Origin of the sequence: Rhodopseudomonas pentothenatexigens (genome assembly GCF_900218015.1) — a bacterium.
Lineage (GTDB): Bacteria > Pseudomonadota > Alphaproteobacteria > Rhizobiales > Xanthobacteraceae > Rhodopseudomonas > Rhodopseudomonas pentothenatexigens.
In genome coordinates, this window is sequence record NZ_UFQQ01000008.1 from 92,774 (window position 1) to 115,643 (window position 22,870).

Sequence of the window (22,870 nt, forward strand, 5' to 3'; positions counted from 1 at the left end):
CACCTTTCCCTGGACCGGCCGATCGCCCGTCGAACGGCCGATCTGCATTGCGGCGCAGTGTGCCCATGCAATGGCGGTGGCCGCAAGCGATTAATCGGAATTGCGAGGATCGATCTTCAACCGTCGGTGATGCGCTGGAGACCGCAGAGGTCACCCGTCGCAGCGACTGAGCGTGGTCGGCTGCGCGCCGATGGCGTGGCCGATGATCTCCGACAACGAGCGGCAGCTTCCGCCGCTGCACAGCCGCCATTCGCCCGCCATCCCGGAATTGCCGAGCACCAGGTCACGCTGCGGCGGACGCGTCACCGGCCATTGAAACCAGCCGCCGACCAGCCGCGCCTCCGGCGCCGGTTCCATGCCGGCGCCGCTGCCTTTGACGCGCGCGGCGATCAGTTGCAGCCCCTGCGGCGTCACCCGCCAGTCTTCCTGCCACTCGGTCTTTTCGATCGAATGAGTCCAGGCCAGCGTGAAAGCGGCGATCGCCACTGTCTTCACCACGCCGGCCGACGCGACGCACAGGCTCACGCCGCCGCCACCGCATTGCGCGGCCGCTGCCGCCATTGCCACGCCACGACCAGCGCCGCGATCACGAAACCGACATAGTCGCTGTAGCGAAACTCGCCGAGCAGGCAGACCGCCGCCGCGAACGCCACCAGCCGTTCGAGCGCGGTCATCCGCGTGAACAGGAAGCCGATCGACACCATGCCGAACAGGCCGATCGCGATCAGCGCCTTCAGCGTCGCGTACAGCACCGCGCCGTAGAAGCCTAGCTCGGCCGCCATCGCGTCGCCGGGCTGCAGCATCAGCGCCGGCGAATACACCGCGATGAACGGAATGACGTAGCCGGCGAGCGCGATCCGCATCGCCTCCCAGCCGATCTTGTCGGGGTTCTCCTTGGCGATCGGTGCCGCGGCGAGCGCCGCCAGCGCCACCGGCGGCGACAGGTCGGCCATGATGCCGTAGTAGAACGCGAACATGTGGCTGACGATCAGCGGCACGCCGAGATTGGCGAGCGCCGGCGCCGCCAGCGCCGCGGTGATGATGTAGGTCGGGATCGTCGGGATGCCGGTGCCGAGCAGGATCGACAGCAGCATCGTCATCACCAGCGCCAGGAACAGGCTGTGCTCGCCGAGGCTGATCACCCAGGTGCCGAACACCGTGCCGACGCCGGTCTGGGTCATCATGCCGATGATGGTGCCGACGATGGCGCAGGCCATGCCGACCGTGAGCGCCGACTTGGCGCTGTCGGCCAGCGAATCCCGGCAGGCGTGCAGCGTGGCGCGGCCGCCGCGGGTGATCGCGGCGATCGCCACCAGCGCGGCGACGATGATCACGATCCGCATGATGTCCAGGCCGTTGTGCGACACCGCGCCGACCACCAGCGCCAGCCCGATCCAGAATACGTAGCGCAGCGCGGCGTTGGAGAAGCCGTGGACGATGCTGGCGCCGAGGATCAGCGCCACCGTCAAGGCCAGCCCGATCGAGCCGGCGTACAGCGGGGTGAAGCCTTCGAACAGCATGAACACCAGCGCCGCCAGCGGCAACACCAGGTACCAGCGGTCGACCACGGCGCGCCATGCGCTCGGGATCTCGGACGCCTTCATCCCGACCAGGCCGTGCTTGCCGGCTTCGAGATGCACCATCCAGAACGCGGAGGCGAAATACAGGATCGCCGGGATCACCGCGGCCTTGACCACCACCGCGTAGTCGACGCCGAGCGTCTCGGCCATGATGAACGCGACCGCCCCCATCACCGGCGGCATGATCTGGCCGCCCATCGAGGCGGTGGCCTCGACGCCGGCCGCGAAGGCGCGGCGGTAGCCGAACTTGATCATCAGCGGAATGGTGAACTGGCCGACGGTGACGACATTGGCGACGCCGGAGCCGGAGATCGTCCCCATCATCCCGGAGGCGAACACCGCGACCTTGGCCGGGCCGCCGCGGCTGCGGCCGAACAGGCCGAGCGACACGTCGGTGAACAGCTGGATCATGCCGGCGCGCTCCAGGAACGAGCCGAACAGAATGAACAGGAAGATGTAGGTCGCCGACACGTAGATCGGCACGCCGTAGAAGCCCTCGGTGCCGAACGACAGATGGGTGACGACCTGATCGAAATCATAGCCGCGGTGATTGAACGGCGCCGGCAGATACTGGCCGAAGAACCAGTACAGCAGACACACGCCGCACATGATCGGCAGCGCCGAGCCCATCAGCCGCCGCGTGCCCTCGAAGATCAGCACCGCCAGCACCGTGCCGACGACGAGGTCGAGACGGGTCGGGTCGCCGTCGCGCTGGATCAGGTCGGCGTAGAAGATCCATTGGTACAGGCCGCAGAAGAAACCGACCGCGCCGGTGAACCAGGCGATGGCGCGGCCGAAATCGGTGCGGGCGGTGAAGTTGCCGATCAGCCCGAAGGTCAGCAGCAGCAGGAAGCCGACGTGGACGCCGCGCACCACCTGGCTCGGCAGCACGTTCCACGCCGCGATCACCAACTGGAACGACGCGAAGGCGATCGCCACCGCATAGGCCAGATAGCGCCAGCCGTGCGGTCCGAACCCGGCTGGAAAGCCGTGCTCGAAATTGTCGAACTCGACCTTGACGGCTCCGGGAGCCTGTTCGACCGCAACCTCAGCCTTCAGCATGGACGCCCGTTTCCGCCGCGTGGTTTGTTGTGGGGTTTGTTATTCTCAGTGTCATGGCCGGGCTCGACCCGGCCATCCATCTTCTTCGAAAGCGATGGATGCGCGGGTCAAGCCCGCGCATGACGATATCGCGCGAGGTTGGACCGCGTGCTTACTTCAGCACGCCCTTTTCCTTGAAGTACTTGATCGCGCCGGGATGCAGCGGGACCGGGCTGCCGGCGGCGGCGGTTTCCAGCTTGATGCCCTTGCCGGCGGCGTGGGCAGTGGCGAGTTCCGGCAGCGATTCATAGACCAGTTTGGTCATCTGATAGGCCAGATCGTCCGACACCGCGCTCGAGGTCACCAGATAATTGATCACCGCGGCGGTCGGCACGTCCTTGTCCTGGCCCTTGTAGGTGCCGGCCGGAATCGTCTCGGCCACGAACGGCGGGCCGATCTTGTCGACCACGGCCTTCGGCACCGACACGACGTTGATCTCGGTCGAATTCGAAAGATCCTTCAGCGACGCCACCCCGAGGCCGGCCGACTGCAGCGTGGCGGCGAGCTGGCGGTTCTTCATCAGGTCGACCGATTCGGCGAACGGCAGATACTCGACCTTGCCGAGATCCTTGTAGTCCATCCCGGCGGCTTTCAGGATCGCGCGCGAATTCAGCTCGGTGCCGGATTTCGGCGCGCCGACCGACAGGCTCTTGCCCTTCAGATCGGCCAGGGTCTTGATCCCGGAATCGGCGGTGGCGACGATCTGGATGTAGTTCGGATAGATCGCGCCGATCACCCGCAATTTGTCGAGCTTGGACTTGAAGCCGGCTTCGGCATCGCCGTCCCAGGCGGCTTTCAGCGAATCGCCGAGGCTGAAGGCGATCTCGCCGCGGCCCTGCTGCAGCAAATTGAGGTTTTCGACCGACGCCTTGGTGGCCTGCACCTGCGCCTTCACGTTCGGGATCTTCTCGCCGTAGATCTTGGACAGCGCGACGCCGAGCGGATAGTACACCCCCGAGGTGCCGCCGGTCAGCACGTTGACGAACTGCTGAGCGCGGGCCTGCGGCGCCGCAAGGAAAACCACCGCAGCCGCGGCGACACCGAACAATCTGGCCTTCATGAACAGTTTTCTCCCCTGAGTTATTAATGAGAAACTGACCGGCCAAAACGTCGCGGTCAACCCGTCAAATCGGTAACGCCGCGGGCGGCAGCGGAACCGGACCGCCGGGAGGCGAATTGTACGTCTCCGTTCAATGCTGCCGAAGAGGCCCCCGTGCCGCTCCCCACCCAGCCGTTGGCGCGGCCGCTCGACGCCCTCAACTTCTTTCTCGCCGATGTCCGCGACGGCCTGGGGCCGTATCTGGCGATCTATCTGCTGGCGGTGCAGAATTGGAACGAGGCCTCGATCGGGCTGGTGATGTCGATCGCGGCGGCGGCCGGCATTCTGGCGCAAACCCCGGCCGGCGCGCTGATCGACCGCTCCACCGCCAAGCGCGTCCTGATCGTCGCGGCGGCGGTCGTCGTCACGGTGGCGTCGGTGCTGCTGCCATGGCTGGACAGCTTCGCGCTGGTCGCGGCGACCCAGGCGCTGGCGGCAGCCGCCGGCGCGATCTTCGCCCCCGCGGTGGCGGCCCTGACGCTGGGCATCGTCGGCCCCCGCGCCTTCGCCCGCCGCACCGGCCGCAACGAAGCCTTCAACCACGCCGGCAACGCGGTGGCAGCGACGCTCGCCGGCGCGTTCGCCTACGGGTTCGGTCCCGGCGTGGTGTTCTGGCTGATGGCCGCGATGGCGCTGGCCAGTATTCTCGCCACGCTGTCGATCCCGGCTGCGGCGATCGACGACGAGGTCGCCCGCGGCCTCGGTGACGATCCCGCGCCCGGCGCGCATCACGGCCGGCCGTCCGGCTTCCGGGTGCTATTGAGCTGCCGGCCGCTGTTGATCTTTGCCGGCGCGACCGTGCTGTTTCACTTCGCCAACGCCGCGATGCTGCCGCTGGTCGGGCAGAAACTGGCGCTGGTGAACAAGAACCTCGGCACCACGCTGATGTCGGTGTGCATCGTCGCCGCCCAACTGGTGATGGTTCCGGTCGCGGCGCTGGTCGGCCACAAGGCCGACGTCTGGGGCCGCAAGCCGATCTTCGCGGTCGCGCTCGGCGTGCTGGCGCTGCGCGGCGCGCTGTATCCCTGGTCCGACGATCCATATTGGCTGGTCGGGGTGCAACTGCTGGACGGCGTCGGCGCCGGGATCTACGGCGCGCTGTTTCCGCTGGTGGTAGCCGACCTCACCTACGGCACCGGGCATTTCAACATCAGCCAGGGCGCGATCGCCACCGCCGCCGGCGTCGGTGCGGCGCTGTCGACCGGCTTCGCCGGCCTGATCGTGGTCAGCGCCGGCTACAGCGCCGCCTTCCTGGCGCTCGCTGCGATCGCCGCCTCCGCCCTGCTGCTGTTTCTGATGCTGATGCCTGAAACCCGCGATCGCGGCACGACCGCGCCGCCCGCAACGTCAGCGGTGCGAACCTCATCCGTCGCGTAGCGGCGTCGGCGGCCCCGCGCGGGTCAGCGGGGCGCCTCGGATCCGGTCAGCAGCCGCAACGTCTCGAGCAGGCGCCGCTCGTTGGTGGGCTTGCCGACGTTGGGCACTCCAGCCAGGATTGCGCCTCCGACGTTTTCCGGCTTGTCGTAAGCGCTGGCGATCGCGAACGGTATATTGTGAGCCCTGAGCTTCTCGGCGACCGGAGTAACGACTTCGCCTCCCAGGTTGACGTCCAGCATCGCCACGGTCGGAAGCTCGTCTTGCAGCAGACGCAACGCCGCTGGGACGCTCGGCACCGGACCAATGACCTTCCACCCGTCCCCCTCGATCATGCGCGCGAGGTCCATGGCGATCAGAAATTCGTCCTCCACGATCAAAACGGACTTCTGCACTATGACCTTCACTCGGAGGGCAATGAGCTGCTCAGCGGGATCACGATGTCAGCAAGCAAACCTTCCGAGCGATAGTCGAGTTCCACGCTTCCGCCGAGGCTGTAGCTGACGACCGAGCGGATCAGCTCGGTGCCGTAGCCGGCGCGCTGCGGCGGAGTCACCGCCGGTCCTCCGCTCTCGACCCAGGTGATCCGGAGATCGCCCCTGGCCGGATCCAATCCCCAGGTCACACGGACCGCGCCGCCGCCCGCCGACAATGCGCCGTATTTGACGGCGTTGGTCGCCAGTTCGTGGATCACCAGACTGAGCGATATCAGGACCCTCGGCGGGAGCTTCACCGCCGGGCCGGGCTCGATCGCGATCGCCGCCGGGTCGGACCGATATGGTGCCAGAATACGGTCAAACAGGCTGGCCAGGGCGGTTCCGTCCTGGCCAGAGAAGGCGAGATCCTCCGCCTCCATCAAGGCGGCGAAACGGCCGAGGAAATCGCTTCTGAACTGCTCCGCGGTCCGCCCCTCCACCGCTGTCCGGTGCGCCAGCGACTGGATGACGCCGAACAGATTTTTCATGCGGTGCCGCATCTCACCGAGCAGGATGTCCTTGGCGGCGTCCTGCTTGGCACGCTCGGTTATGTCGACGATCGACAGCAGCATCGCATGGCTGGCGTTGTCCGGATGCACCAGCGTCCGCGCGGTGAGCAGCATGGTCCGCCGCCCAAGGCCGGGAAAATCGTGATCAACCTGGTAGTTGATCACCGCCGTGGCTTTCGGAATGACCTCGAGCAGCAGCCGGCGCAGCTCGGGAATATCCCACTGCCCGTTGCCGAGCTCGAACAGCGGCTGACCGATGGTCTCGTAACGATCGACCTTGAAGGTCTCGAAGAACGCACGGCTGGCGTTTTGCACGCAGAGACCGGCGTCCAGCACCAGCATCGGATCGGCGACCGTGTCGACAATGCCTTGCGCCTGGACGTGGCTGGTGCGCAGCAGCCGATAAAGGTCTTCCATATTCATACAGACTATCCAGCAATGACGGCGCAGGCTATCGACAAAATCCGCCGATCACAATCCGGCGGCGTCGGGACGGTCGGCCACGCCGTCGACCGGGCCGATCCGTCCGGGCAGATCGCAGAACCTCCGCGCAATGAAGTAAACCGATGGTGAAATTTCAGTTCGATCAGCCCGAATTCGACCGCCGTACGCTGCTGCGGGGCGCGCTCGGAGCCGGCATGATCGGCCTGGTTCCAAGCGGAGCCGAGGCGGCTGTACCAGTATCGTTCCGCTCCGACCCGTTCACGCTCGGCGTCGCCTCCGGCGATCCGGCACCGGACGGCTTCGTGCTGTGGACCCGGCTGGCGCCGGAACCGCTGAAAGCCCGCGGCGGGATGAGCGCCCAGCCGGTCGAGGTGACGGTCGAGATCGCCGACGATGCGGCGATGCATCGCATCCTGCGCACCGAACGCAGCATCGCGTATCTCGAACTGGCGCATTCGGTGCACGTTGAGGTCGAGGGACTGGCGCCGGGACGCGATTACTTCTACCGTTTTCGCGCCGGCGGCGCCGACAGCCCGATCGGCCGCGCCCGCACCTTGCCGGCACCGGACGCGACGCTGCAGCAGCTCCGCTTTGCCGCAGCCGGGTGCCAGCGCTGGGAGGGCGGCTACTATTCGGCGTGGCGCGCGATCGCCGAGGATCAGCTCGACTTCGTGTTCCACTACGGCGACTACATCTACGAATACGGCTTTGCGGCCACCGACAAGAACGGCGCGCCCTGGCCGCGAACGATGTCGAAGGACTTTCCGACCTGCTACACGCTGACCGACTACCGCCGCCGCTACGCGCTGTACAAGTCCGATGCCGATCTGAAGGCCGCTCACGCCTCCTGCCCGTTCCTGGTCAGCTTCGACGACCACGAGATCGCCAACAACTGGGCGAGCGACAGCGATCCAAAGCAGACTCCGCCGGAAGCGTTCCTGGTCCGCCGGGCGATGGCGCTGCAGGCGTGGTACGAGCACATGCCGGTGCGGCGCGCGCAGCGCCCGCGCGGACCCGACGTGACCGCCTATCGCGGATTCCGGTTCGGCACGCTGGCCGACCTCGCGGTGCTCGACACCCGGCAATATCGCTCGCGCCAGCCCTGCGGTGACGGCTTCCTGCCGGGCTGCGCCGAGGCCGACGGGCCGGGCCGCACCATGCTGGGCGCGGCGCAGGAGCAATGGCTCGCCGCAAGGCTGAAAGGCGGCGACGCCACCTGGCGGGTGCTGGCGCAGCAGGTGCTGTTCGCGCCGTTCGACTGGCGGGGCTTTCCCGGAATCGAAGACACCGGGGCCCCGGTCGCCGACGTCGACACCTGGAGCGGCGCCACCGCGGCGCGCGACCGGGTGATCGCGATGCTGCGCGAAGCCAAGGCCGACAACGCGGTGGTGCTGAGCGGCGACCTGCACCGGGCGTTGGCGTTGGAACTGCACCGCGACTGGCGCGATCCCGCGTCGCCTTGCGTCGGCGTGGAATTCTTGTCGACCTCGATCTCGTCGCCCGGCGGCGCGCCGCCGACCGACGCGGCGCTCGCCGCGATGCACCGCAACAATCCGCACTTGAAGTTTTTCAGCGATCAGCGCGGCTACACCCGGCACACCGTGACGCCGCCAAACTGGCAGGCGGAGTTTCGCGGCATCGACAGCATTTCGTTACCCGGACAGACGGTGCAGACAGTGCAGACGGTGCAGACGGTGCGTACGCTCACGGTCGAAGCCGGCCGCCCCGGACTCATCACTCGCTAACGACAATCAGACGACGTAGCACTGTGCGCGACGCCGATGCTGGTCCTCGCCGAATCGCGCGCATAGGATCATGCTGGCCGCTCGTCCAGACCGGCTGCGCTGCCCGGCAGCGCCGGATGACGTTCGATGAGCAACGATGACCGAGTTCGTCCATTCGCGATGGCGCATCACGCGGCGTAGTCTGTTGCGCGGAGCCGCGGCGGCCGCCGCGCTGCCGCTGCTGGCGCGCGGCGCCCGGGCGGCTGATTGGCCGAACCGGCCGGTGACGCTGGTGGTGCCGTTCGCGGCCGGCGGTACCACAGACATGCTGGCGCGTCTGATCGCCGACGACCTGACCAAGCACTACGGACAGCAGTTCGTGATCGTCAACAAGGGCGGCGCGAGCGGCAACATCGCCGCGTCCTTCGTCGCCCGCGCGGCACCGGACGGCTACACCTTCATCGTCGGCACGCCCGGCATCCACGCCACCAACCGCCTCGTCTACCGCAGCATGGGCTACGATCCTGTCGCCGATCTCGCGCCGGTGATCGTGATCGCCCGCGTGCCCAATTTGCTGTCGGTAACCAAGACGCTGCCGGTGACCAGCGTCGCCGAGCTGATCGACTACGCGCGGCGGCGCCCGCGCGAACTGGTGTACGGCGTCTCGGCGCTCGGCTCGACCGGCCATCTGTCGACCGAGCTGTTCAGGACCATGACCGGAATCGAAATCACGCCGCTGCCGTTCAAGGGATCGGCGCCGATGCTGCACGATCTCGCCGAGGGACGGGTGCATCTCACCATCGACAATCTGCCGTCCTCGAAGCCGCATATCGAGCAGGGCGCGATCCGCGCGCTGGCGGTGACGACGGCGCAGCGCTGGGCTTCGATGCGGCATCTGCCGACCATCGCCGAATCCGGCCTGCCGGGCTACGATACCGCCTCGTGGTTCACGATCGGCGCGCCGCGCGCCACGCCGCCGGAGATCATCACCAGCCTGAACACCACGGTCGCCGCCTCCCTCGGCAGCGATGCCGGAATGGCGAAGCTCCGCGAGATCGGCGCCGAGCCCGGCGGCGGTTCGCCCGACGACATGCAGCGCCATGTCCTGGCCGAGATCGGCAAGTGGGAAAAAGTGGCGAAGACCGCGGGCATCTCTCCGCTTTAGTCGTACCGATCCGCGTCGAGGTGTGCAGGATTGATCATCGAAAGGTCACCACGCCAATTCGGGCCGTGACGGCTGCGTGGCACCTAAACCCATCAGATCATGCGGGTTTGAAAAGATCGTATTTGAATCAGAGGCATCGGTTTAACCCTACCCGGGACTTAGTGTGGGTTTCGGTTTAATTCCACATTTTGAACTCTCTCCAACCCCTAAAGTTTGGCGCTTATTTCCGGGGGGATGGACAATGAGAGCAACGACGAAAGCGGAAGCGTGCGCACCTGCAGGCGGTTTCGGCCGCCGCAAGGTGGCGCCGCGCGCGTGCATCGTCGATCGCAAGCCGCATCTGCGGGCTTTCCTGGCCGACGCGCTCGAGGAATTCCGCTTCATCACCGCCGAATGCGGCGGCGCGACCGAACTGCCGGCACGGCTTGCGGAGCATCAGCCGGATGTTCTGGTGATCGGCTCGACCATCGACGGCGTCGAGGCCGAGGCGATCGTCGACGTGCTGGTGGCAGCCGGCTTCACCGGCAGGGTTCTGACGATCGCGCCGCGCGAATCCATCATGTCGGATGCGATCCGGCAGCACGGCGCCGCCCGCGGATTGCAGATGCTGCCGGTGCTGGCGACGCCGTTCAGCACGCGCAGCCTCGGCGCCAGTCTGGCGCCGCTGCTGCCGCAGGAGCCGGCGCCGGAGCCGGAGATCGACGTCGCCGAGGCGCTGAAGGCGGGCTGGCTGGAGCTGTGGTACCAGCGCTGCGTCGACGCGCATTCGCTGACGCCGCAGGGCGCCGAGGCGCTACTGCGGATGCGGCATCCGAACTGGGGCGTGGTGTCACCCTCGGCGTTCCTGCCCGACGGCAACGACCCGCATTTCCGCGCGCTGTCTGAATTCGTGGTGAAGCGCGCGATTTCCGACTGGCACTATCTGCTCGACCATCAGGGTCCGGTCGATCTGTCGATCAACCTGCCGGTGAGCTTCGTCGGCAACGACAACGCACTCGACGACCTCGCCGGTTGGATTCCGCAGCATCCGGCGTTCGGCGGCCTGATCGTCGAAGTCGACGCCGCCGACATCGTCGATCACCTCGCCGACATCACCGAGATCGGTCGCCGGCTGCGGCTGCGCAACGTCGCGATCGCGATCGATAAGGTCGGGGCCGACTGGCCGGCGCTGATGCATCTCGATACGTTTCCGTTCGTCGAGCTCAAGGTCGACCGCTCGTTCGTCACCGGCTGTGCCGACGACCGCCTCAAACGCACGGTGTGCAAGCGGATCGTCGAACTCGCCGGCGACTACGGCGCGCGCTGCACCGCGACGGGCGTCGAGACCCGCGCCGATTTCCAGACCGCGCACGAACTCGGCTTCGACCGGGTGCAGGGCTATCTGTTCGGCAAGCCGATGGGCCTGAAGAAATTCGCCCGCGCGGCGCATGCAAGGCCGGTGGCGATGCATGATTGATTTATGAGCCCCAGAGCTCACCGGATCTTCAGTCCATCCGTGCCTTCATCCGCGCGACGAGCAGGTCGGCGACCATTCGGCATGACGGCGACATGTTGCGAGACGCGAGCCGCACCAGCGTCACCTGGGTCGCTTCCAGCCGTTTGTCCCGCAGCGGCACTGCGACCAGCCGACCCGCCTCGATAGCCGGCATCGCAGTGTCGCGCGGCAGGAACGTCGCCAGATCGGTGCGCGAGGCCATCATCTGCGCGAACGCCAGCGAATTCGTCTCGCTGCAGATCTCGAGCCTCACCTTGGCGTTGGCGCAGGCGCGGTCGATCTCCTGCCGGATGCCGAACGACGGATCGGGCATCACCGTCCGAAGGCCGGCGAGTTCCTTGACGGCGCAGCTGCGTCGGTCTGCCAGCGGATGGCGCGGCGACACGATCAGGCACAGCGACTGCCGCATCCGTGCCAGCTCGATCAGGTCACGACGCGGCGCCCGGCCGAATACCAAGCCGAGATCGACCTCGTTGCGGCCCACCATCTCGGCGACCGCACGCGACCCCATCACAGTTGTCGACACCGAGATCCCCGGGTAGTCGCGCGACAGCCCGATCAGAAAATTCGACAGGAAGTTCGAGAGCATGCCCTCCACGGTCGCGAACTTGATCTGGCCGCGGCGCATGGTCTCGAATTCCTGCACCTTGGCGCGGATGCCGTCGAGCTGGCTGCGGTTGTCGACTGCATAGCGATACAGCAGCCGCCCGGCATCGGTGAGCACCATGCCGCGGGCACCGCGGTCGAACAGCTTGACCGACAGTTCCTCTTCGATCGCCTGGACCTGACGGCTGATTGCGCTCGGCGCGATCCGCAGCGCCGCGGCGGCCTGCTTGATCGAGCCGGCTTCTGTCACCTCGCGGAAATAGCGGATCGCGGCGGATTCGATCATCGGCAGGTCCTCCGGCGGACACTGCCCAGAACCGCGGCAGCGGCCGTCCATCGTTCGAATTATTCGATCCGACACCTCGAATTTCAATGCTTTTATTCGAATTCATCGTTTGGCAGGATCGTCCCAACGAAGCCGCCAAGGAGAAACAACAACATGCACCACTCGTGGATTGCTCGCTGCGTTCGCCTCCTCTGCGTCCCGCTCGGTGCGCTCGCGCTCGGATACGCCGGACAAGCCAGCCCCGCCTCGGCGGACGACGTCATCAAGATCGGCGCGCCGCTGCCGATCACCGGACCGCTGGCGCCGGAAGCCATCAAGCAGCAGCAGGGCTACAATCTGTGGGCCGAACAGGCCAACAAGGCCGGCGGCATCTCGGTCGGCGGCAAGAAGTATAAAGTCGAGATCGTCTACACCGACTATCAGTCGAACACGCCGCGCGCCGTGCAGGCGAGCGAGCAGCTGATCACGCAGAACAACGTCAACTTCCTGTTCGGACCGTTCGGCTCCGGCGCCGCCAAGGCAGCCTCCACCGTCTCCGAGAAGTACAAGGTGCCGACCCTGGCGGCGACCGCGTCGTCGGTCCAGGTCTACGACCAGGGCTACAAGTATCTGTTCGGCACCTTCACGCCGAACGACACGCTGACGACGCCGCTGACCGAGATGATCAAGGCCAAGGTGCCGGAGGTGAAGAAGATCGCGATCCTCGCCCGCAACGATTTGTTCCCGCTGGCTATCGCGCAGGAGATGGAGAAGTCCGCCAAGGCCGCCGGCTTCGAAGTGGCGTATTTCGAGAAATACGCGATCGGCACGCTCGACCATTCGGCGACGCTGTCGTCGATCAAGGCGCTGGCGCCGCAGTGGATCTTCGTCACCGGCTACACCAACGACCTGCTCTTGGTGCGCAAGCAGATGGCCGACCAGCAGATCAAGGCGCCGGTGGTGTCGATGATCGCCGGCCCGGCCTATCAGGAGTTCATCGACGCGCTCGGCAAGGGCGCCGAGAACGTCTCGTCCGCCGCCTGGTGGCACCCGGCCTCGCAATACGACGGCAAGGACATTTTCGGATCGACCGCGAACTTCGTGAAGCTGTTCAAGGAGAAGTACAACAGCGAGCCGGACTACGCGCACGCCTCGGCGGCGCTGTGCGGCGCGCTGTTCCAGATCGCCATCGAGAAGGCCGGCTCGACCGACCGTGACAAGGTCCGCGACGAACTCGCCAAACTGGACGTCGTCACCTTCTTCGGCCCGGTGAAGTTCGGCGCCAACGGCCAGATCAACTCGCTCGATCCGCCGGTCTTCCAGATCCAGGGCGGCAAGCCGGTGGTGCTGTTCCCGCAGGCGATCAAGCAGGGCGACCTCAAGATCGGCGTCGAGTAGGCGTCGCTGGGTCCGCTCACGGCCTCTCCCCGTCATTGCGAGGAGCGCAGCGACGAAGCAATCCATGCCACGCATGGGCCCCCTGGATTGCTTCGCTACGCTCGCAATGACGGGGCAAAAGCTTCGTTCGACAAGCTGAAGCTGCGCCTCGACGTTCGTCGTCTCTTACCCAAGTGAAATCGCGCTCATGCAAGCCCTCCAGATCCTGATCAACGCGCTGGTGCTGGGCAGCCTGTATGCCTGCATCGCGATCGGATTTTCGCTGGTGTGGGGCGTGCTCAACGTCATCAACCTGATCCACGGCTCGTTCATCGTGCTCGGCGGCTATCTGGCGTTCATGCTGTACCAGTCGCTGCATCTGTCGCCGTGGTACGCGATCTTCATCGCGGCGCCGCTGTTCTTCGCGTTCGGCTACGTCATCCAGCGGCTGATCCTCAACCGGGTGATTACCGCGCCGGTGCTGGTGACCCTGACGCTGACCTTCGGGCTCGACCTGATCCTGAACAACGCGATGATCTATTTCTTCACCGCCGACTATCGCAAGCTGATCCTGAGCCCGCCGCTCGGCTCGCTGGCGTTCGGCGGCGTGGTGGTTCCGGTGGACCGCCTGATCGCCACAGCGACCGCGCTGGCGCTCACTGGCCTGCTCTATCTGCTGCTGCGCCGCTCCAAGGTCGGCCGCGCCATCGTGGCGGTGCGGCTCGATCGTGATGCTGCGGTGCTGATGGGCGTGCACGTGCCGTCGATCTACGCGGTCGCGTTCGGGCTCGGCGCCGCGCTGGCCGGCTGCGCCGGCGTGCTGATGGCGCTGATCTTCCCGATCTCGCCGCTGACCTCGTCCACCTTCCTCGGCAAGGCCTTCGTGGTCTGCGTGCTCGGCGGCCTCGGCAGCGTCTCGGGCGCGCTGGCGGGCGGGCTGCTGCTGGCGCTGGTCGAGAGCGTCGGCGCCACCTATTTGGGCCCGGCGCACGCCACCACGCTGTCGTTCCTGCTGCTGATCATCTTCCTGGTGCTGCGCCCGCAGGGCCTGCTCGGCCGAAAGGGCTTCGAATGACCCGCAGCCACGTCGCCCTCCTGATCCTGATCGCCTGCGTGGCGGCGCTGCCGCTGTTCGGCGGCGCCTATGCGCTGCGGCTCGGCACCATTGCCTGCATGTATGCGGTGATGGCGCTGTCGTGGAACATCGTCGGCGGCTTCGCCGGCTATCCGTCGTTCGCCACCGCGGCGTTCTTCGGCTTCGGGGCCTATTGCACCGGCGTGCTGATGGGCAAGGGCATGCCGATGAGCCTAGCGCTGATCGTGTCCGGCGTGCTGGCGCTGCTCGCCGCCGGCCTGCTCGGCGCCATCCTGCTGCGGCTGCGCGGGCATTATTTCGCGATCGCCAGCCTGTCGCTCGCCGAGGTGCTGCGCGAACTGGTCAACAACGCCACCGACCTCACCGGCGGCGGCATGGGGCTGAACATCCCGCTCGCTTCCGGCGCCGGCGTGATGGCGGAGGCGACCTATTACTTCTACACCATGTGGGGCGTGATGCTGCTGACCGCCCTGATGGTGATCGCGGTCGCCAATTCCAAGCTCGGCTTTGCGCTCAACTGCATCCGGCAGAACGAGACCGCCTCCAGCATGGTCGGCCTCAACACCACGCTCGCCAAGGCCGCCGCGTTCGGCCTGTCGGCCTGCTTCGTCGCGGTAGCCGGCGGCATCTACGCCGCCTGGGTGCACTATATCGACCCGTCGGACGTGTTTGACATTCTCTACTCGGTGAAGCCGATCGTGATGGCGCTGATGGGCGGTCTCGGCTCGCCGCTCGGCGTCGCCTGCGGCGCGTTCCTGTATCTCGGCCTCGAGGAACTGGTGTGGCGCAACTACACCCACATCCACACCGGCGTGCTCGGCGTGCTGATCGTGCTGCTGCTGCTGTTCCTGCCGCACGGCCTGACCTCGCTGCGCGCCGATCGTCTGTGGCGGAGGGCCAAGCATGTCTGAGTTGCTCCGCCTCACCGGCGTGTCGCGCCGCTTCTCCGGCCTGCAGGCGCTGCGCGACGTCAATTTGTCGGTCGCGCGCGGCGAAGTGCTCGGCCTGATCGGGCCGAACGGCGCCGGCAAAACCACGCTGGTCAACACCATCTGCGGCGTCACCCCGGCCAACACCGGCAGCGTCGTGTTCGACGGCAAGGACATCACCCGGATCAAGACCTACCAGGCCGCCCGGCTCGGCCTGTCGCGCACCTTCCAGATCGTGCAGCCGTTCGCCGAGTTCTCCGCGCTCGACAACGTCGCCGCCGCGGCGCTGTTCTCGCAGCCCGGCGCCAGCCTGAAATCGGCCCGCGAGGCCGCGCGCGAGCATCTCGCCTTCGTCGGCCTCGAGGCGCAGGCCGAGCAGCCCGCCGCGACGCTGACGCTGGCGATGCGCAAGCGGCTCGAGCTCGCCAAGGCGCTGGCGATGGAGCCGAAGCTGCTGTTCCTCGACGAGGTCAATGCCGGCCTCAACAGCGCCGAGGTCGAGCGCGCGACTAAACTGATCCACCAGCTCGCGGCCGGCGGCATCACCATCGTGATGATCGAGCATCTGATGAAGGTGGTGCTGAACGTCTGCACCCGCATCGTCGTGCTGCACAACGGCCACCCGATCGCCGACGGCCCGCCGCGCGAGGTGATCAGCAATCCGGCCGTGGTCGAGGCTTATCTCGGCCAGCAATACGCGCAACGGGCGGCCCGCCATGGCTGAGAACCTCATCCTCGAAGCCAGGGGACTCGATGCCGGCTACGGCGAGATCCAGGTGCTGTGGGGCGTCGACCTCGCGGTGCGCCGCGGCGAGATCACCGCGCTGATCGGCTCCAACGGCGCCGGCAAGACCACGCTGATGCGGACGCTGTCCGGCCTCGTCGCAGTGCGCGGCGGCGTTTATCGCTCCGAGGGCCACGACCTCGCCGGCCGCAGCGCCGCCGAGATCCTGTCACACGGCATCGTCCACGTGCCGGAAGGAAGGCGGCTGTTCGGCGCGATGAGCGTCGAAGAGAATTTGCTGATGGGCGCGTATCTGCGCAGCGCGAGCCGCGCCGCGATCAGGCGCGACCTCGATCAGGTCTACACCACGTTCCCGAAGTTGCGCGAGCGCCGCAATCAGCAGGCCGCGACGCTGTCCGGCGGCGAGCAGCAGATGTGCGCGATCGGCCGCGGCCTGATGAGCGCGCCCCTGCTGCTGATGATCGACGAACTCTCGCTCGGCCTGTCGCCGCTTTTGGTCGAGCAGCTGGTCGATGCGCTGCGCGCGCTCAACAAGGACGGCACCTCGATCCTGCTGGTCGAGCAGGACGTCACCATCGCGCTCGATCTGTGCGACCGTGCCTTCGTGATGGATATGGGCCGCATCGTCCGCGAGGGCTCCGGCGAGGAGCTGCTCGCCGATCCGATCGTCCGCGACGCCTATCTGGGCGTGCTGCAGGAATGACAATCCAAAGTTTCACTGCCTGATCGAAAGAGGAATCATGATCGAGACCGTCGAAGCCCCGAACAGCGGCTATCGCTACATGCCGGGCGTTTTCCAGTATTCCTGCGGCATCGCCGCGCTGCCGGGCTTCGCGATCGAGCGCGTGCGCTTCGCCAATCCGGTGCCGCTCAAGCAGGGCTTTGCGAAGATCGCCGAGATCCTGAAAGAGGCCGGCCGGCCGCTGACCGCGTTCGGCGCCTGCGAATTGCGCTCGCCCGCGCCGTTCACCGAAGAGGGCTTCGTCGCTTTCAACGAGATCTACATCAAGACGCTGATGGACTGGGGAATCATGCAGGATCGCGTCAACCCGATCGCGCGCAGCAACGTGTGCCCGGCGATCGATCCGCCGGCGGAGCCGAGCTTCTACGCGTTCTCCTACACGGTGCCGGCCGACAATGCGCCGAAGTCCTTCGTCATCGCCGGCAGCGGCGAGGCGCCCGAGGGCAAGGGCAACTATCGCGACCACACCGTGGCGCTCGGCGACACCAGCGCGGCCGGCCTGCAGAAAAAGGCGCAGTTCGTGCTCGGCGAGATGGAGCGGCGGATGAGCGCGTTCGGCGGCACCTGGGCCGACATCACCGGCGCGCAGCTCTACACCGTGCACGACATCCACCCGTTCCTGGAGAGCGAGCTCGGCAGGCGCGGCGTGTTCCGCCACGGCCTGACCTGGCACTTCAACCGCCCGCCGGTCGAAGGCCTCGATTACGAGATGGACTGCCGCTGCGTGCATCGCGAGCGGGTGGTTTAGGGAGAGCCGCGTGACCACTCAGCCTCGTCCGCGGCGGCGTGTCGCCATTGCCGGGCTCGGCGCGATCGGCAAGGCGATCGCGCGCGAACTCGACCGCGGCGGCGTCGACGGCATGGCGCTTGAGGCAGTCGCCTCCGCCGACCCGGCCAAACACCGCGGTTTCCTGCAGTCGCTGCAGACGCTGCCGCGGGTGCGGACGCTCGACCGGCTGTGGGAGGAGGCCGACCTGGTGATCGAGGCCGCACCGAGCCGGCTGCTACGTGAAATTGTCGAGCCATTCGTCAGCCGCGGCAAGAGCGCGATCGTGATGAGCGCCGCCGCGCTGCTCGACAACCCGGACCTGATCGACATCGCCAAGGCCAATGGCGGCCAGATCATCGTGCCGACCGGCGCGCTGATCGGCCTCGACGCCGTCACCGCTGCGGCGGTCGGTACCATCCACTCGGTGCGCATGATCACCCGCAAGCCGGTCGACGGCTTCCGCGGCGCGCCGTTCGTTATCGACAACGGCATCGACCTCGACCGGGTCGACGCGCCGCTGAAGCTGTTCGAAGGCACAGCCCGTCAGGCCGGCAAAGGATTTCCGGCGAACCTGAACGTCGCGGTGGCGCTGTCGCTGGCCGGGATCGGTCCTGATCGCACGATGGTGGAAATCTGGGCCGATCCAAGCGTCACCCGCAATACCCACCGGATCGAAGTAGACGCTGACTCGGCACGTTTCTCGATGACCATCGAGAACGTGCCCTCGGAAAATCCAAAGACTGGAATGATCACCGCGCTATCGGCCATTGCATTGCTGCGCAAAATGGAAGCACCACTTCAAATTGGGACCTGAGCAAGCAACTGGGTGAACCGGCCATCGAACGGCTGCTCTACCCGATCAGCCGCCTCACCTTTCCCCCGCCAGCATTCATATTTGGTGCTCGATTATTGGGCCTGGTGTGAACGCCGGAGCGCCCGCCCAGACTCCATCAGGACAGCATTGCCCTAGTCGAACGTCATCTCGACGCATTTGGAGACGTCGTCGCCGAGGCCGGACGCGATGGTGACGCAGCCGCGCACCCTGCGTTGCTTGGTGTCGGCGGCCCACACCACGTAGCCGCCGGCGCCGAAGAACGCATTGGTGTTGGCCGGCTCGGTCTCGGCGCCGTCGAACTGATAATCGCCGTCGGCATCGAAGATCCGCGGGCGACGGAAACAGCCGCCGTCGGTCTGAACGTTGATCACTTCCTTGTTGTCGCGCGTCATCGCCAGGCTGACGACGCATCGATAGTGTTCGGAGGTCTTGGCGTTGAACAGATACGCATAGGAGCGGCAGGTCGCGGTGACGAGCTTGCCGGGGCTCAGCCCGCGGCTGCATGCGATGTGCCGGTTGTTGCTCAGCCGGTACTCGTCGGCCGCAGCCGGCACCGCGGCCGCAAGCGCCATTGTGGCGATCAGCCCTGCGCCGATCCAGCGGCCCTGCCTCGCCCGTCCGTGCATCACTGTCCTCCCGCTGCGGTGTTGCGCCGTGCCCGGCGACTCGGCGCGAGCGGACCATAGCGACGCACTAGTTTGCATAAAATCACAAAGTCGTTCGACGCGGCGGTGACATGCCACCGACATCCGGATCAGGCAATCTTGACGCAGGAACAGCGTTCGTGATTTGTTCAAGTCGGCATGTCGTGTGGTACGGCGATGAATATCCCGGGATTCACGGCCGTCGCGCCTCGTGTCGGAGACCCCACGATGTTCGCTTCTCGACTCACTTTGTTGATCACGGCCGCGACGTTCGCGGCGCTGACAGCGGCCGCCCGCGCCGACACCGGCGAGCCGTGGATGCTGTCGACCGACATCGGCTACGGCTATACCCGCGACGGCAAGACGATGACGTACCGGATGGGGACCAACAACGCCAAGGAGCTGTTCAAGGGCGCCAAGAAAGTGCCGCGCGAGACGCTGTTCTTCCTCGGGGCCAACGGCCAACTCTACATGCGTCCCGGCCCGTTCCTCGAAGGCGACGGTCACTTCAAGTTCGGCGCCGATCAGTAGCGCCGCACGCCGACCGCGTCAGCGCTGCGCGCTGGTCTCGAACGCGGCGAACAGTTCGCGCGCGCCCGGATTGTTGCTGTTGGCGTCCATCCGCGCATCGGTGACGGCGAGCAGCTTCGCCACCGTATTGTGGCGGATCGCCACCGGATTGCGCTCGTAGCCGGAGCGCTGGAAAAAGTTCGCGGTCGGCACCACTTCGCGCATCGCCTGCGGCATCGTCACCATGTCGAGTCCGGTGCTGTCGCCGGTGAGATTCATCATCTCCAGTTCGGCGGCGGTGAGCCGCTCGCGATAGCCCTTGCGCTGCGCGAACACCACCGAGGTCAAGAGTTTGTGCGTCTGCAGCAGCGGACCGACGTCGACGTCCAGCACCAGCGCATGCACGCCCCAGCCTTGCGGCGTGCGGCCGAGCTTTTCGTGCTCGCTCCAGGTGCCCGGGATCGAGCGCGCGAACGCCACCATCCGCTTCACCACTGCGATCTTGCGGTCGAGCGCATGACGCCGCGGGCCCGACAGCGTCGCGGCCTTGTCGTTCAGCGATTTGAGGATCTGGTTGCCCTGCTCGGCCAGCAACACCAAGGTGTTGGTGGTGAGCAGCTGATTGTAGCCGATCGCGGTCGAGATCGCGCGCGAACCTGGCCGCGTTTTGCTGAGCCCCGACTGCAGGTCGTGCTCGCCGTTACCGCCGGTCTCGAACGCATAGACCCGCACCGCCTGATCGCGGGTCAGCCCCGCCTCGCGCGCGGCACGCGCGTAGGCGCGCTTGAATTCGGCCTCGCTCGACGGACGCTGCGGCGTGAACTGATAGTACTGGGCGGCGGCGCGCACGAAGTCGGCGACCACGGGAAGCGACTTGCGCTCGCGCGGCGGTTCGGTCGACGGCTCCGGATCGATCGGCCGCTTCGGTCCGGTATAGACTGGCGGCTGCACCAGCACGTAGTCGTCCATCGTGATCTGCTCGCCGGTGCGGCGCTTGGCGTTGCGGATGCGGCGCCGCTCGGCGATGGCGTCCCAATAGGCGCCGGCGTCGCGCTCGAATTCGGCGCGGGCGGCCTGATACTGCTGCAGCCGGTAGCGATATTCGGCGATCGCCTGCGGCGAGGCGGCCTGAGCCATCGCGTTCGCCACCGACGACGGCAGCGGCGCCGCGGTCTGGGCGAGCGCGTGGGATCCGAAAGCGAGCAGCGCGACCGGCGCGAGCCGGGCGAGATGGATGATCGAATGAGCCATGCCGCATCCTCGCCCGATAGGGTGAATGAACCGTTTCCCCATTGTTTGCACCGCGCCAGCACAAGCTGTGAACCCGGCGATTATTTGTTCGCACGAGGCCTCTTCGAGAAGCCGCGCGGCTTACTTCCAGGCGAACACCGGCTGCTCCAGCTCGGCGACGCGGGTGACGCGGCCGGCCAGCACTTCGCGAAACTGATAGATCAGCGCCGCGGTCGGAGCGTGGATGAAGTCGCCGTCGTAGCGGAACCGAACCACGCGGCGGTCGCTCTCCGGAATCGAGGTGAAGTCGAACGCATCCGGCGGCGCAATCTCGCCGAGCCCGACATGATGCACCGAGGCGACTTCGTCCGGATTCGGCGCCAGCGGCCCCGCTGAGGCGGCCCACGCCACCACCGGCGTCACCAGATAGCCGGAGCGGGTCGGATAGTCGTCGAGGATACCGAGCACGTCGCCGGCGCGCAGCGCGAGGCCGAGCTCCTCGTGCAATTCCCGCAGCGCGGTTTCGGGCGCGGTCTCGCCGTCGTCGCAGCGGCCGCCGGGCAGCGCCCATTGATAGGCATGGGAGCGCAGCCGCGGCGAGCGCCGTGTCAGCAGGAAAGCGGCGCGGCCGTCGTCCGCCGCGACCACCGCGATCGCCACCGCGGCGCGCTTCAATCCGGACGGCGTCAGCCCATGGTCGTGACGCGGAAAATCCGCGCAGCGCGCGGCGATCAGGGCTCGGGTGGCGGCGTCGTGCGCGTGGCTCATCCGTCTTGACTACACTGCGCGCCTGACCGAGGAAACCGTCGCCGCGCCGCAAAAAGATGGGCCATGCGGCGACGGAGAGCCGATCGATGACCGAGACCACCACCGCCCGCAGCATGAAGGCCGACGGCTGGAGCGTGATCCACGACGACGGCTTCATCGATCTGGTCGGGCCGCTGTGGCACCGCTGCGTCGACGGCACCCACGAATACGCGATCGCGACCGCGGCCAAGCACCGCAACAAGCGCGGCATGGTGCAGGGCGGGCTGATGATGACGCTGGCGGACCGCACCTCAGGCATCGCGGCGCGCGATCAGTCCGGCGCGCCGCATCTCGCCACGGTGCAGATGGACACGCATTTCGTCGACGCCGCCGAGATCGGCGAGGTGCTGATCTCGCGGCCGCGGGTGGTGCGATCGACGCGCAGCCTGATCTTCACCTCGACCGAAGTCAGCGTCGACCGCCGCTGCATCATCCTCGCCCACGGCGTGTTCAAGATCGTGCGGCCACGCTGACGGCAGCTCCGCGTCTCAGGCCGCGCGGCACCACCGCGCCAGCGCGGCCAGCGTCACCAGGGCATCGCCCGCGCCGGCGCCGGCAAGATGCCGATACGGCGCGTCCGGCTCGCCGAGATCGCTGAGCACCGCCAGCGCACCGGGGAAATCGTCGCCCTCGGTATAGAGTCCCGGCGTGACGATGGTGGGCAGCCCGGCGGCGCGCGCGGCGCGCACGCCGTTGGTGGAATCCTCGAACGCGACGCACGCGGCGGCCGGCAGCTTCAGCGCGTCGAGCACGTAGAGGTAGATGTCGGGCGCAGGCTTCTTGGCGGGGACCACGTCGCCGGCGCCGACCGCATCGAACAGCGCCATCGCGTCCGGCCCAAGCGAAGACTGCAGCAACGCCTCGACATTCGGCAGGCTGGTGGTGGTGGCGATGCCGAGCTTCACGCCCGCCGCTTTCGCCTCACGGATCAGCCGCGCCACGCCCGGGCGCAGCGCCGTGCCGGCGGCGACCAGCGCGGTGTAGCGGTCGGTCTTGGCCCGGTGCAGGTCGGGTATCCGGTCGGCCACGCGCTCCGCGCCGTCCGGACCAGACTTCAGAAAGTGCGCGATCCGCTCCTTGCCGCCGGTGACGTCGAGCAGCCTGCGATATAGCGGCTCGTCCCAATGCCACGGCAGTTGCTCGGCCGCGAAGGTGGCGTTGAAGGCCTGACGGTGGAGCTCTTCGGTTTCAGCCAGGGTACCGTCGACGTCGAATATCAGCGCAGATGGTATCATAAAACCTATCCACTCTCGGACTGTTCGCAGCGTCCAAAAAATGAACACAAAACGGGCCTGACAATGACTTGGGCAAGGTGTAAAGCAAACTTTACAATCATCATCAAGCACCC

General features: G+C 66.8%; 23 protein-coding genes. 13 read left to right on the forward strand and 10 right to left on the reverse strand.

Going from position 1 to position 22,870, the window contains the following annotated elements; all coding sequences use genetic code 11:
* Window positions 1-150: 150 nt before the first annotated feature.
* From DWA33_RS09230 to DWA33_RS09240, 3 genes are all read right to left on the reverse strand, one after another.
* Entirely contained in the window at window positions 151-561 is a 411-nt protein-coding gene (locus DWA33_RS09230; RefSeq protein ID WP_114357791.1) for a DUF1850 domain-containing protein, read from the reverse strand.
* Window positions 522-2,642, reverse strand: coding sequence for a TRAP transporter permease (locus DWA33_RS09235; RefSeq protein WP_114357792.1), 2,121 nt, complete (start codon window positions 2,640-2,642; stop codon window positions 522-524). The genes DWA33_RS09230 and DWA33_RS09235 overlap by 40 nt, the downstream gene beginning before the upstream one ends.
* 151 nt (window positions 2,643-2,793) lie before the next feature.
* Window positions 2,794-3,741: a TAXI family TRAP transporter solute-binding subunit gene (locus DWA33_RS09240; RefSeq protein ID WP_114357793.1), complete on the reverse strand. Its 948-nt coding sequence runs from the start codon at window positions 3,739-3,741 to the stop codon at window positions 2,794-2,796.
* Between the two features lie 153 nt (window positions 3,742-3,894).
* Between DWA33_RS09240 and DWA33_RS09245 the strand changes: the two genes are divergently transcribed.
* Entirely contained in the window at window positions 3,895-5,157 is a 1,263-nt protein-coding gene (locus tag DWA33_RS09245; protein ID WP_114357794.1) for an MFS transporter, read from the forward strand.
* Between the two features lie 23 nt (window positions 5,158-5,180).
* On the opposite strand, the gene DWA33_RS09250 is transcribed toward DWA33_RS09245, so the two are convergent.
* Together DWA33_RS09250 and DWA33_RS09255 are read right to left on the reverse strand one after the other, a co-directional pair.
* Window positions 5,181-5,549, reverse strand: coding sequence for a response regulator (locus DWA33_RS09250; protein WP_114357913.1), 369 nt, complete (start codon window positions 5,547-5,549; stop codon window positions 5,181-5,183).
* Between the two features lie 8 nt (window positions 5,550-5,557).
* Window positions 5,558-6,562, reverse strand: a complete 1,005-nt coding sequence (locus DWA33_RS09255; protein ID WP_114357795.1) for an HWE histidine kinase domain-containing protein — start codon at window positions 6,560-6,562, stop codon at window positions 5,558-5,560.
* 143 nt (window positions 6,563-6,705) lie between these two features.
* Here DWA33_RS09255 and DWA33_RS09260 point away from each other — a divergent pair, with 143 nt between their 5' ends.
* The 3 genes from DWA33_RS09260 (at window position 6,706) to DWA33_RS09270 (ending at window position 10,928) form a co-directional block, all read left to right on the forward strand.
* A complete protein-coding gene (locus DWA33_RS09260) occupies window positions 6,706-8,328 on the forward strand; it encodes an alkaline phosphatase D family protein (RefSeq protein ID WP_114357796.1) in 1,623 nt (540 codons plus the stop codon).
* A gap of 136 nt (window positions 8,329-8,464) precedes the next feature.
* Complete coding sequence (locus tag DWA33_RS09265) at window positions 8,465-9,472, forward strand: Bug family tripartite tricarboxylate transporter substrate binding protein (RefSeq protein WP_114357797.1); 1,008 nt, start codon at window positions 8,465-8,467, stop codon at window positions 9,470-9,472.
* Window positions 9,473-9,713: 241 nt separating this feature from the next.
* Window positions 9,714-10,928, forward strand: coding sequence for an EAL domain-containing response regulator (locus DWA33_RS09270; protein ID WP_114357798.1), 1,215 nt, complete (start codon window positions 9,714-9,716; stop codon window positions 10,926-10,928).
* A gap of 28 nt (window positions 10,929-10,956) precedes the next feature.
* Here the strand turns inward: DWA33_RS09270 and DWA33_RS09275 are convergent, their stop codons facing one another.
* The gene (locus tag DWA33_RS09275) at window positions 10,957-11,859 is read right to left on the reverse strand and encodes a LysR family transcriptional regulator (protein ID WP_114357914.1); all 903 of its coding nucleotides are present in this window, start codon (window positions 11,857-11,859) and stop codon (window positions 10,957-10,959) included.
* Between the two features lie 153 nt (window positions 11,860-12,012).
* On the opposite strand from DWA33_RS09275, the gene DWA33_RS09280 reads away from it, so the two are divergent.
* The 7 genes from DWA33_RS09280 to DWA33_RS09310 all read left to right on the forward strand — a co-directional run bounded on the left by DWA33_RS09280 (window position 12,013) and on the right by DWA33_RS09310 (window position 18,310).
* Complete coding sequence (locus tag DWA33_RS09280; protein ID WP_114357799.1) at window positions 12,013-13,236, forward strand: amino acid ABC transporter substrate-binding protein; 1,224 nt, start codon at window positions 12,013-12,015, stop codon at window positions 13,234-13,236.
* 187 nt (window positions 13,237-13,423) lie between these two features.
* Window positions 13,424-14,290 carry a branched-chain amino acid ABC transporter permease gene (locus tag DWA33_RS09285; protein WP_114357800.1) on the forward strand — a complete coding sequence of 289 codons (867 nt, stop codon included), beginning with the start codon at window positions 13,424-13,426 and terminating at the stop codon, window positions 14,288-14,290.
* Entirely contained in the window at window positions 14,287-15,222 is a 936-nt protein-coding gene (locus DWA33_RS09290) for a branched-chain amino acid ABC transporter permease (RefSeq protein ID WP_114357801.1), read from the forward strand. The genes DWA33_RS09285 and DWA33_RS09290 overlap by 4 nt, the downstream gene beginning before the upstream one ends.
* Window positions 15,215-15,964 carry an ABC transporter ATP-binding protein gene (locus DWA33_RS09295; protein ID WP_114357802.1) on the forward strand — a complete coding sequence of 250 codons (750 nt, stop codon included), beginning with the start codon at window positions 15,215-15,217 and terminating at the stop codon, window positions 15,962-15,964. The genes DWA33_RS09290 and DWA33_RS09295 overlap by 8 nt, the downstream gene beginning before the upstream one ends.
* Window positions 15,957-16,688 (forward strand): ABC transporter ATP-binding protein, encoded by a 732-nt coding sequence (locus DWA33_RS09300; RefSeq protein WP_114357803.1) that lies wholly within the window; start codon window positions 15,957-15,959, stop codon window positions 16,686-16,688. The genes DWA33_RS09295 and DWA33_RS09300 overlap by 8 nt, the downstream gene beginning before the upstream one ends.
* 37 nt (window positions 16,689-16,725) lie before the next feature.
* A complete protein-coding gene (gene cnbZ, locus DWA33_RS09305) occupies window positions 16,726-17,475 on the forward strand; it encodes a 2-amino-5-chloromuconate deaminase CnbZ (RefSeq protein ID WP_114357804.1) in 750 nt (249 codons plus the stop codon).
* 10 nt (window positions 17,476-17,485) lie between these two features.
* Entirely contained in the window at window positions 17,486-18,310 is an 825-nt protein-coding gene (locus tag DWA33_RS09310; RefSeq protein ID WP_114357805.1) for an aspartate dehydrogenase, read from the forward strand.
* 152 nt (window positions 18,311-18,462) lie between these two features.
* Here the strand turns inward: DWA33_RS09310 and DWA33_RS09315 are convergent, their stop codons facing one another.
* The gene (locus DWA33_RS09315) at window positions 18,463-18,957 is read right to left on the reverse strand and encodes a hypothetical protein (RefSeq protein ID WP_114357806.1); all 495 of its coding nucleotides are present in this window, start codon (window positions 18,955-18,957) and stop codon (window positions 18,463-18,465) included.
* 246 nt (window positions 18,958-19,203) lie between these two features.
* Between DWA33_RS09315 and DWA33_RS09320 the strand changes: the two genes are divergently transcribed.
* Window positions 19,204-19,506 (forward strand): hypothetical protein, encoded by a 303-nt coding sequence (locus tag DWA33_RS09320; RefSeq protein WP_114357807.1) that lies wholly within the window; start codon window positions 19,204-19,206, stop codon window positions 19,504-19,506.
* An 18-nt stretch (window positions 19,507-19,524) separates the two neighbouring features.
* Here DWA33_RS09320 and DWA33_RS09325 read toward each other — a convergent pair whose 3' ends face one another.
* Both DWA33_RS09325 and DWA33_RS09330 read right to left on the reverse strand, forming a co-directional pair.
* On the reverse strand, window positions 19,525-20,736 hold the full coding sequence (locus DWA33_RS09325) for a hypothetical protein (protein ID WP_114357808.1): 1,212 nt from the start codon (window positions 20,734-20,736) through the stop codon (window positions 19,525-19,527).
* A 120-nt stretch (window positions 20,737-20,856) separates the two neighbouring features.
* On the reverse strand, window positions 20,857-21,483 hold the full coding sequence (locus DWA33_RS09330) for an NUDIX hydrolase (RefSeq protein ID WP_114357809.1): 627 nt from the start codon (window positions 21,481-21,483) through the stop codon (window positions 20,857-20,859).
* Window positions 21,484-21,569: 86 nt separating this feature from the next.
* Here DWA33_RS09330 and DWA33_RS09335 point away from each other — a divergent pair, with 86 nt between their 5' ends.
* Window positions 21,570-21,995 (forward strand): PaaI family thioesterase, encoded by a 426-nt coding sequence (locus tag DWA33_RS09335; RefSeq protein WP_114357810.1) that lies wholly within the window; start codon window positions 21,570-21,572, stop codon window positions 21,993-21,995.
* A gap of 15 nt (window positions 21,996-22,010) precedes the next feature.
* On the opposite strand, the gene DWA33_RS09340 is transcribed toward DWA33_RS09335, so the two are convergent.
* A complete protein-coding gene (locus DWA33_RS09340; RefSeq protein WP_114357811.1) occupies window positions 22,011-22,757 on the reverse strand; it encodes an HAD family hydrolase in 747 nt (248 codons plus the stop codon).
* Window positions 22,758-22,870: the final 113 nt, after the last annotated feature.

What these genes read in the sequence shown, in the direction of transcription:
- DWA33_RS09230 (WP_114357791.1), bottom strand. Translation starts at nt 561, where the DNA reads ATGGCGGCAGCGGCCGCGCAATGCGGTGGCGGCGGCGTGAGCCTGTGC.
- DWA33_RS09235 (WP_114357792.1), bottom strand. Translation starts at nt 2,642, where the DNA reads ATGCTGAAGGCTGAGGTTGCGGTCGAACAGGCTCCCGGAGCCGTCAAG.
- DWA33_RS09240 (WP_114357793.1), bottom strand. Translation starts at nt 3,741, where the DNA reads ATGAAGGCCAGATTGTTCGGTGTCGCCGCGGCTGCGGTGGTTTTCCTT.
- DWA33_RS09255 (WP_114357795.1), bottom strand. Translation starts at nt 6,562, where the DNA reads ATGAATATGGAAGACCTTTATCGGCTGCTGCGCACCAGCCACGTCCAG.
- DWA33_RS09260 (WP_114357796.1), top strand. Translation starts at nt 6,706, where the DNA reads ATGGTGAAATTTCAGTTCGATCAGCCCGAATTCGACCGCCGTACGCTG.
- DWA33_RS09265 (WP_114357797.1), top strand. Translation starts at nt 8,465, where the DNA reads ATGACCGAGTTCGTCCATTCGCGATGGCGCATCACGCGGCGTAGTCTG.
- DWA33_RS09270 (WP_114357798.1), top strand. Translation starts at nt 9,714, where the DNA reads ATGAGAGCAACGACGAAAGCGGAAGCGTGCGCACCTGCAGGCGGTTTC.
- DWA33_RS09275 (WP_114357914.1), bottom strand. Translation starts at nt 11,859, where the DNA reads ATGATCGAATCCGCCGCGATCCGCTATTTCCGCGAGGTGACAGAAGCC.
- DWA33_RS09280 (WP_114357799.1), top strand. Translation starts at nt 12,013, where the DNA reads ATGCACCACTCGTGGATTGCTCGCTGCGTTCGCCTCCTCTGCGTCCCG.
- DWA33_RS09285 (WP_114357800.1), top strand. Translation starts at nt 13,424, where the DNA reads ATGCAAGCCCTCCAGATCCTGATCAACGCGCTGGTGCTGGGCAGCCTG.
- DWA33_RS09290 (WP_114357801.1), top strand. Translation starts at nt 14,287, where the DNA reads ATGACCCGCAGCCACGTCGCCCTCCTGATCCTGATCGCCTGCGTGGCG.
- DWA33_RS09295 (WP_114357802.1), top strand. Translation starts at nt 15,215, where the DNA reads ATGTCTGAGTTGCTCCGCCTCACCGGCGTGTCGCGCCGCTTCTCCGGC.
- DWA33_RS09300 (WP_114357803.1), top strand. Translation starts at nt 15,957, where the DNA reads ATGGCTGAGAACCTCATCCTCGAAGCCAGGGGACTCGATGCCGGCTAC.
- cnbZ (WP_114357804.1), top strand. Translation starts at nt 16,726, where the DNA reads ATGATCGAGACCGTCGAAGCCCCGAACAGCGGCTATCGCTACATGCCG.
- DWA33_RS09315 (WP_114357806.1), bottom strand. Translation starts at nt 18,957, where the DNA reads ATGCACGGACGGGCGAGGCAGGGCCGCTGGATCGGCGCAGGGCTGATC.
- DWA33_RS09320 (WP_114357807.1), top strand. Translation starts at nt 19,204, where the DNA reads ATGTTCGCTTCTCGACTCACTTTGTTGATCACGGCCGCGACGTTCGCG.
- DWA33_RS09325 (WP_114357808.1), bottom strand. Translation starts at nt 20,736, where the DNA reads ATGGCTCATTCGATCATCCATCTCGCCCGGCTCGCGCCGGTCGCGCTG.
- DWA33_RS09330 (WP_114357809.1), bottom strand. Translation starts at nt 21,483, where the DNA reads ATGAGCCACGCGCACGACGCCGCCACCCGAGCCCTGATCGCCGCGCGC.
- DWA33_RS09335 (WP_114357810.1), top strand. Translation starts at nt 21,570, where the DNA reads ATGACCGAGACCACCACCGCCCGCAGCATGAAGGCCGACGGCTGGAGC.
- DWA33_RS09340 (WP_114357811.1), bottom strand. Translation starts at nt 22,757, where the DNA reads ATGATACCATCTGCGCTGATATTCGACGTCGACGGTACCCTGGCTGAA.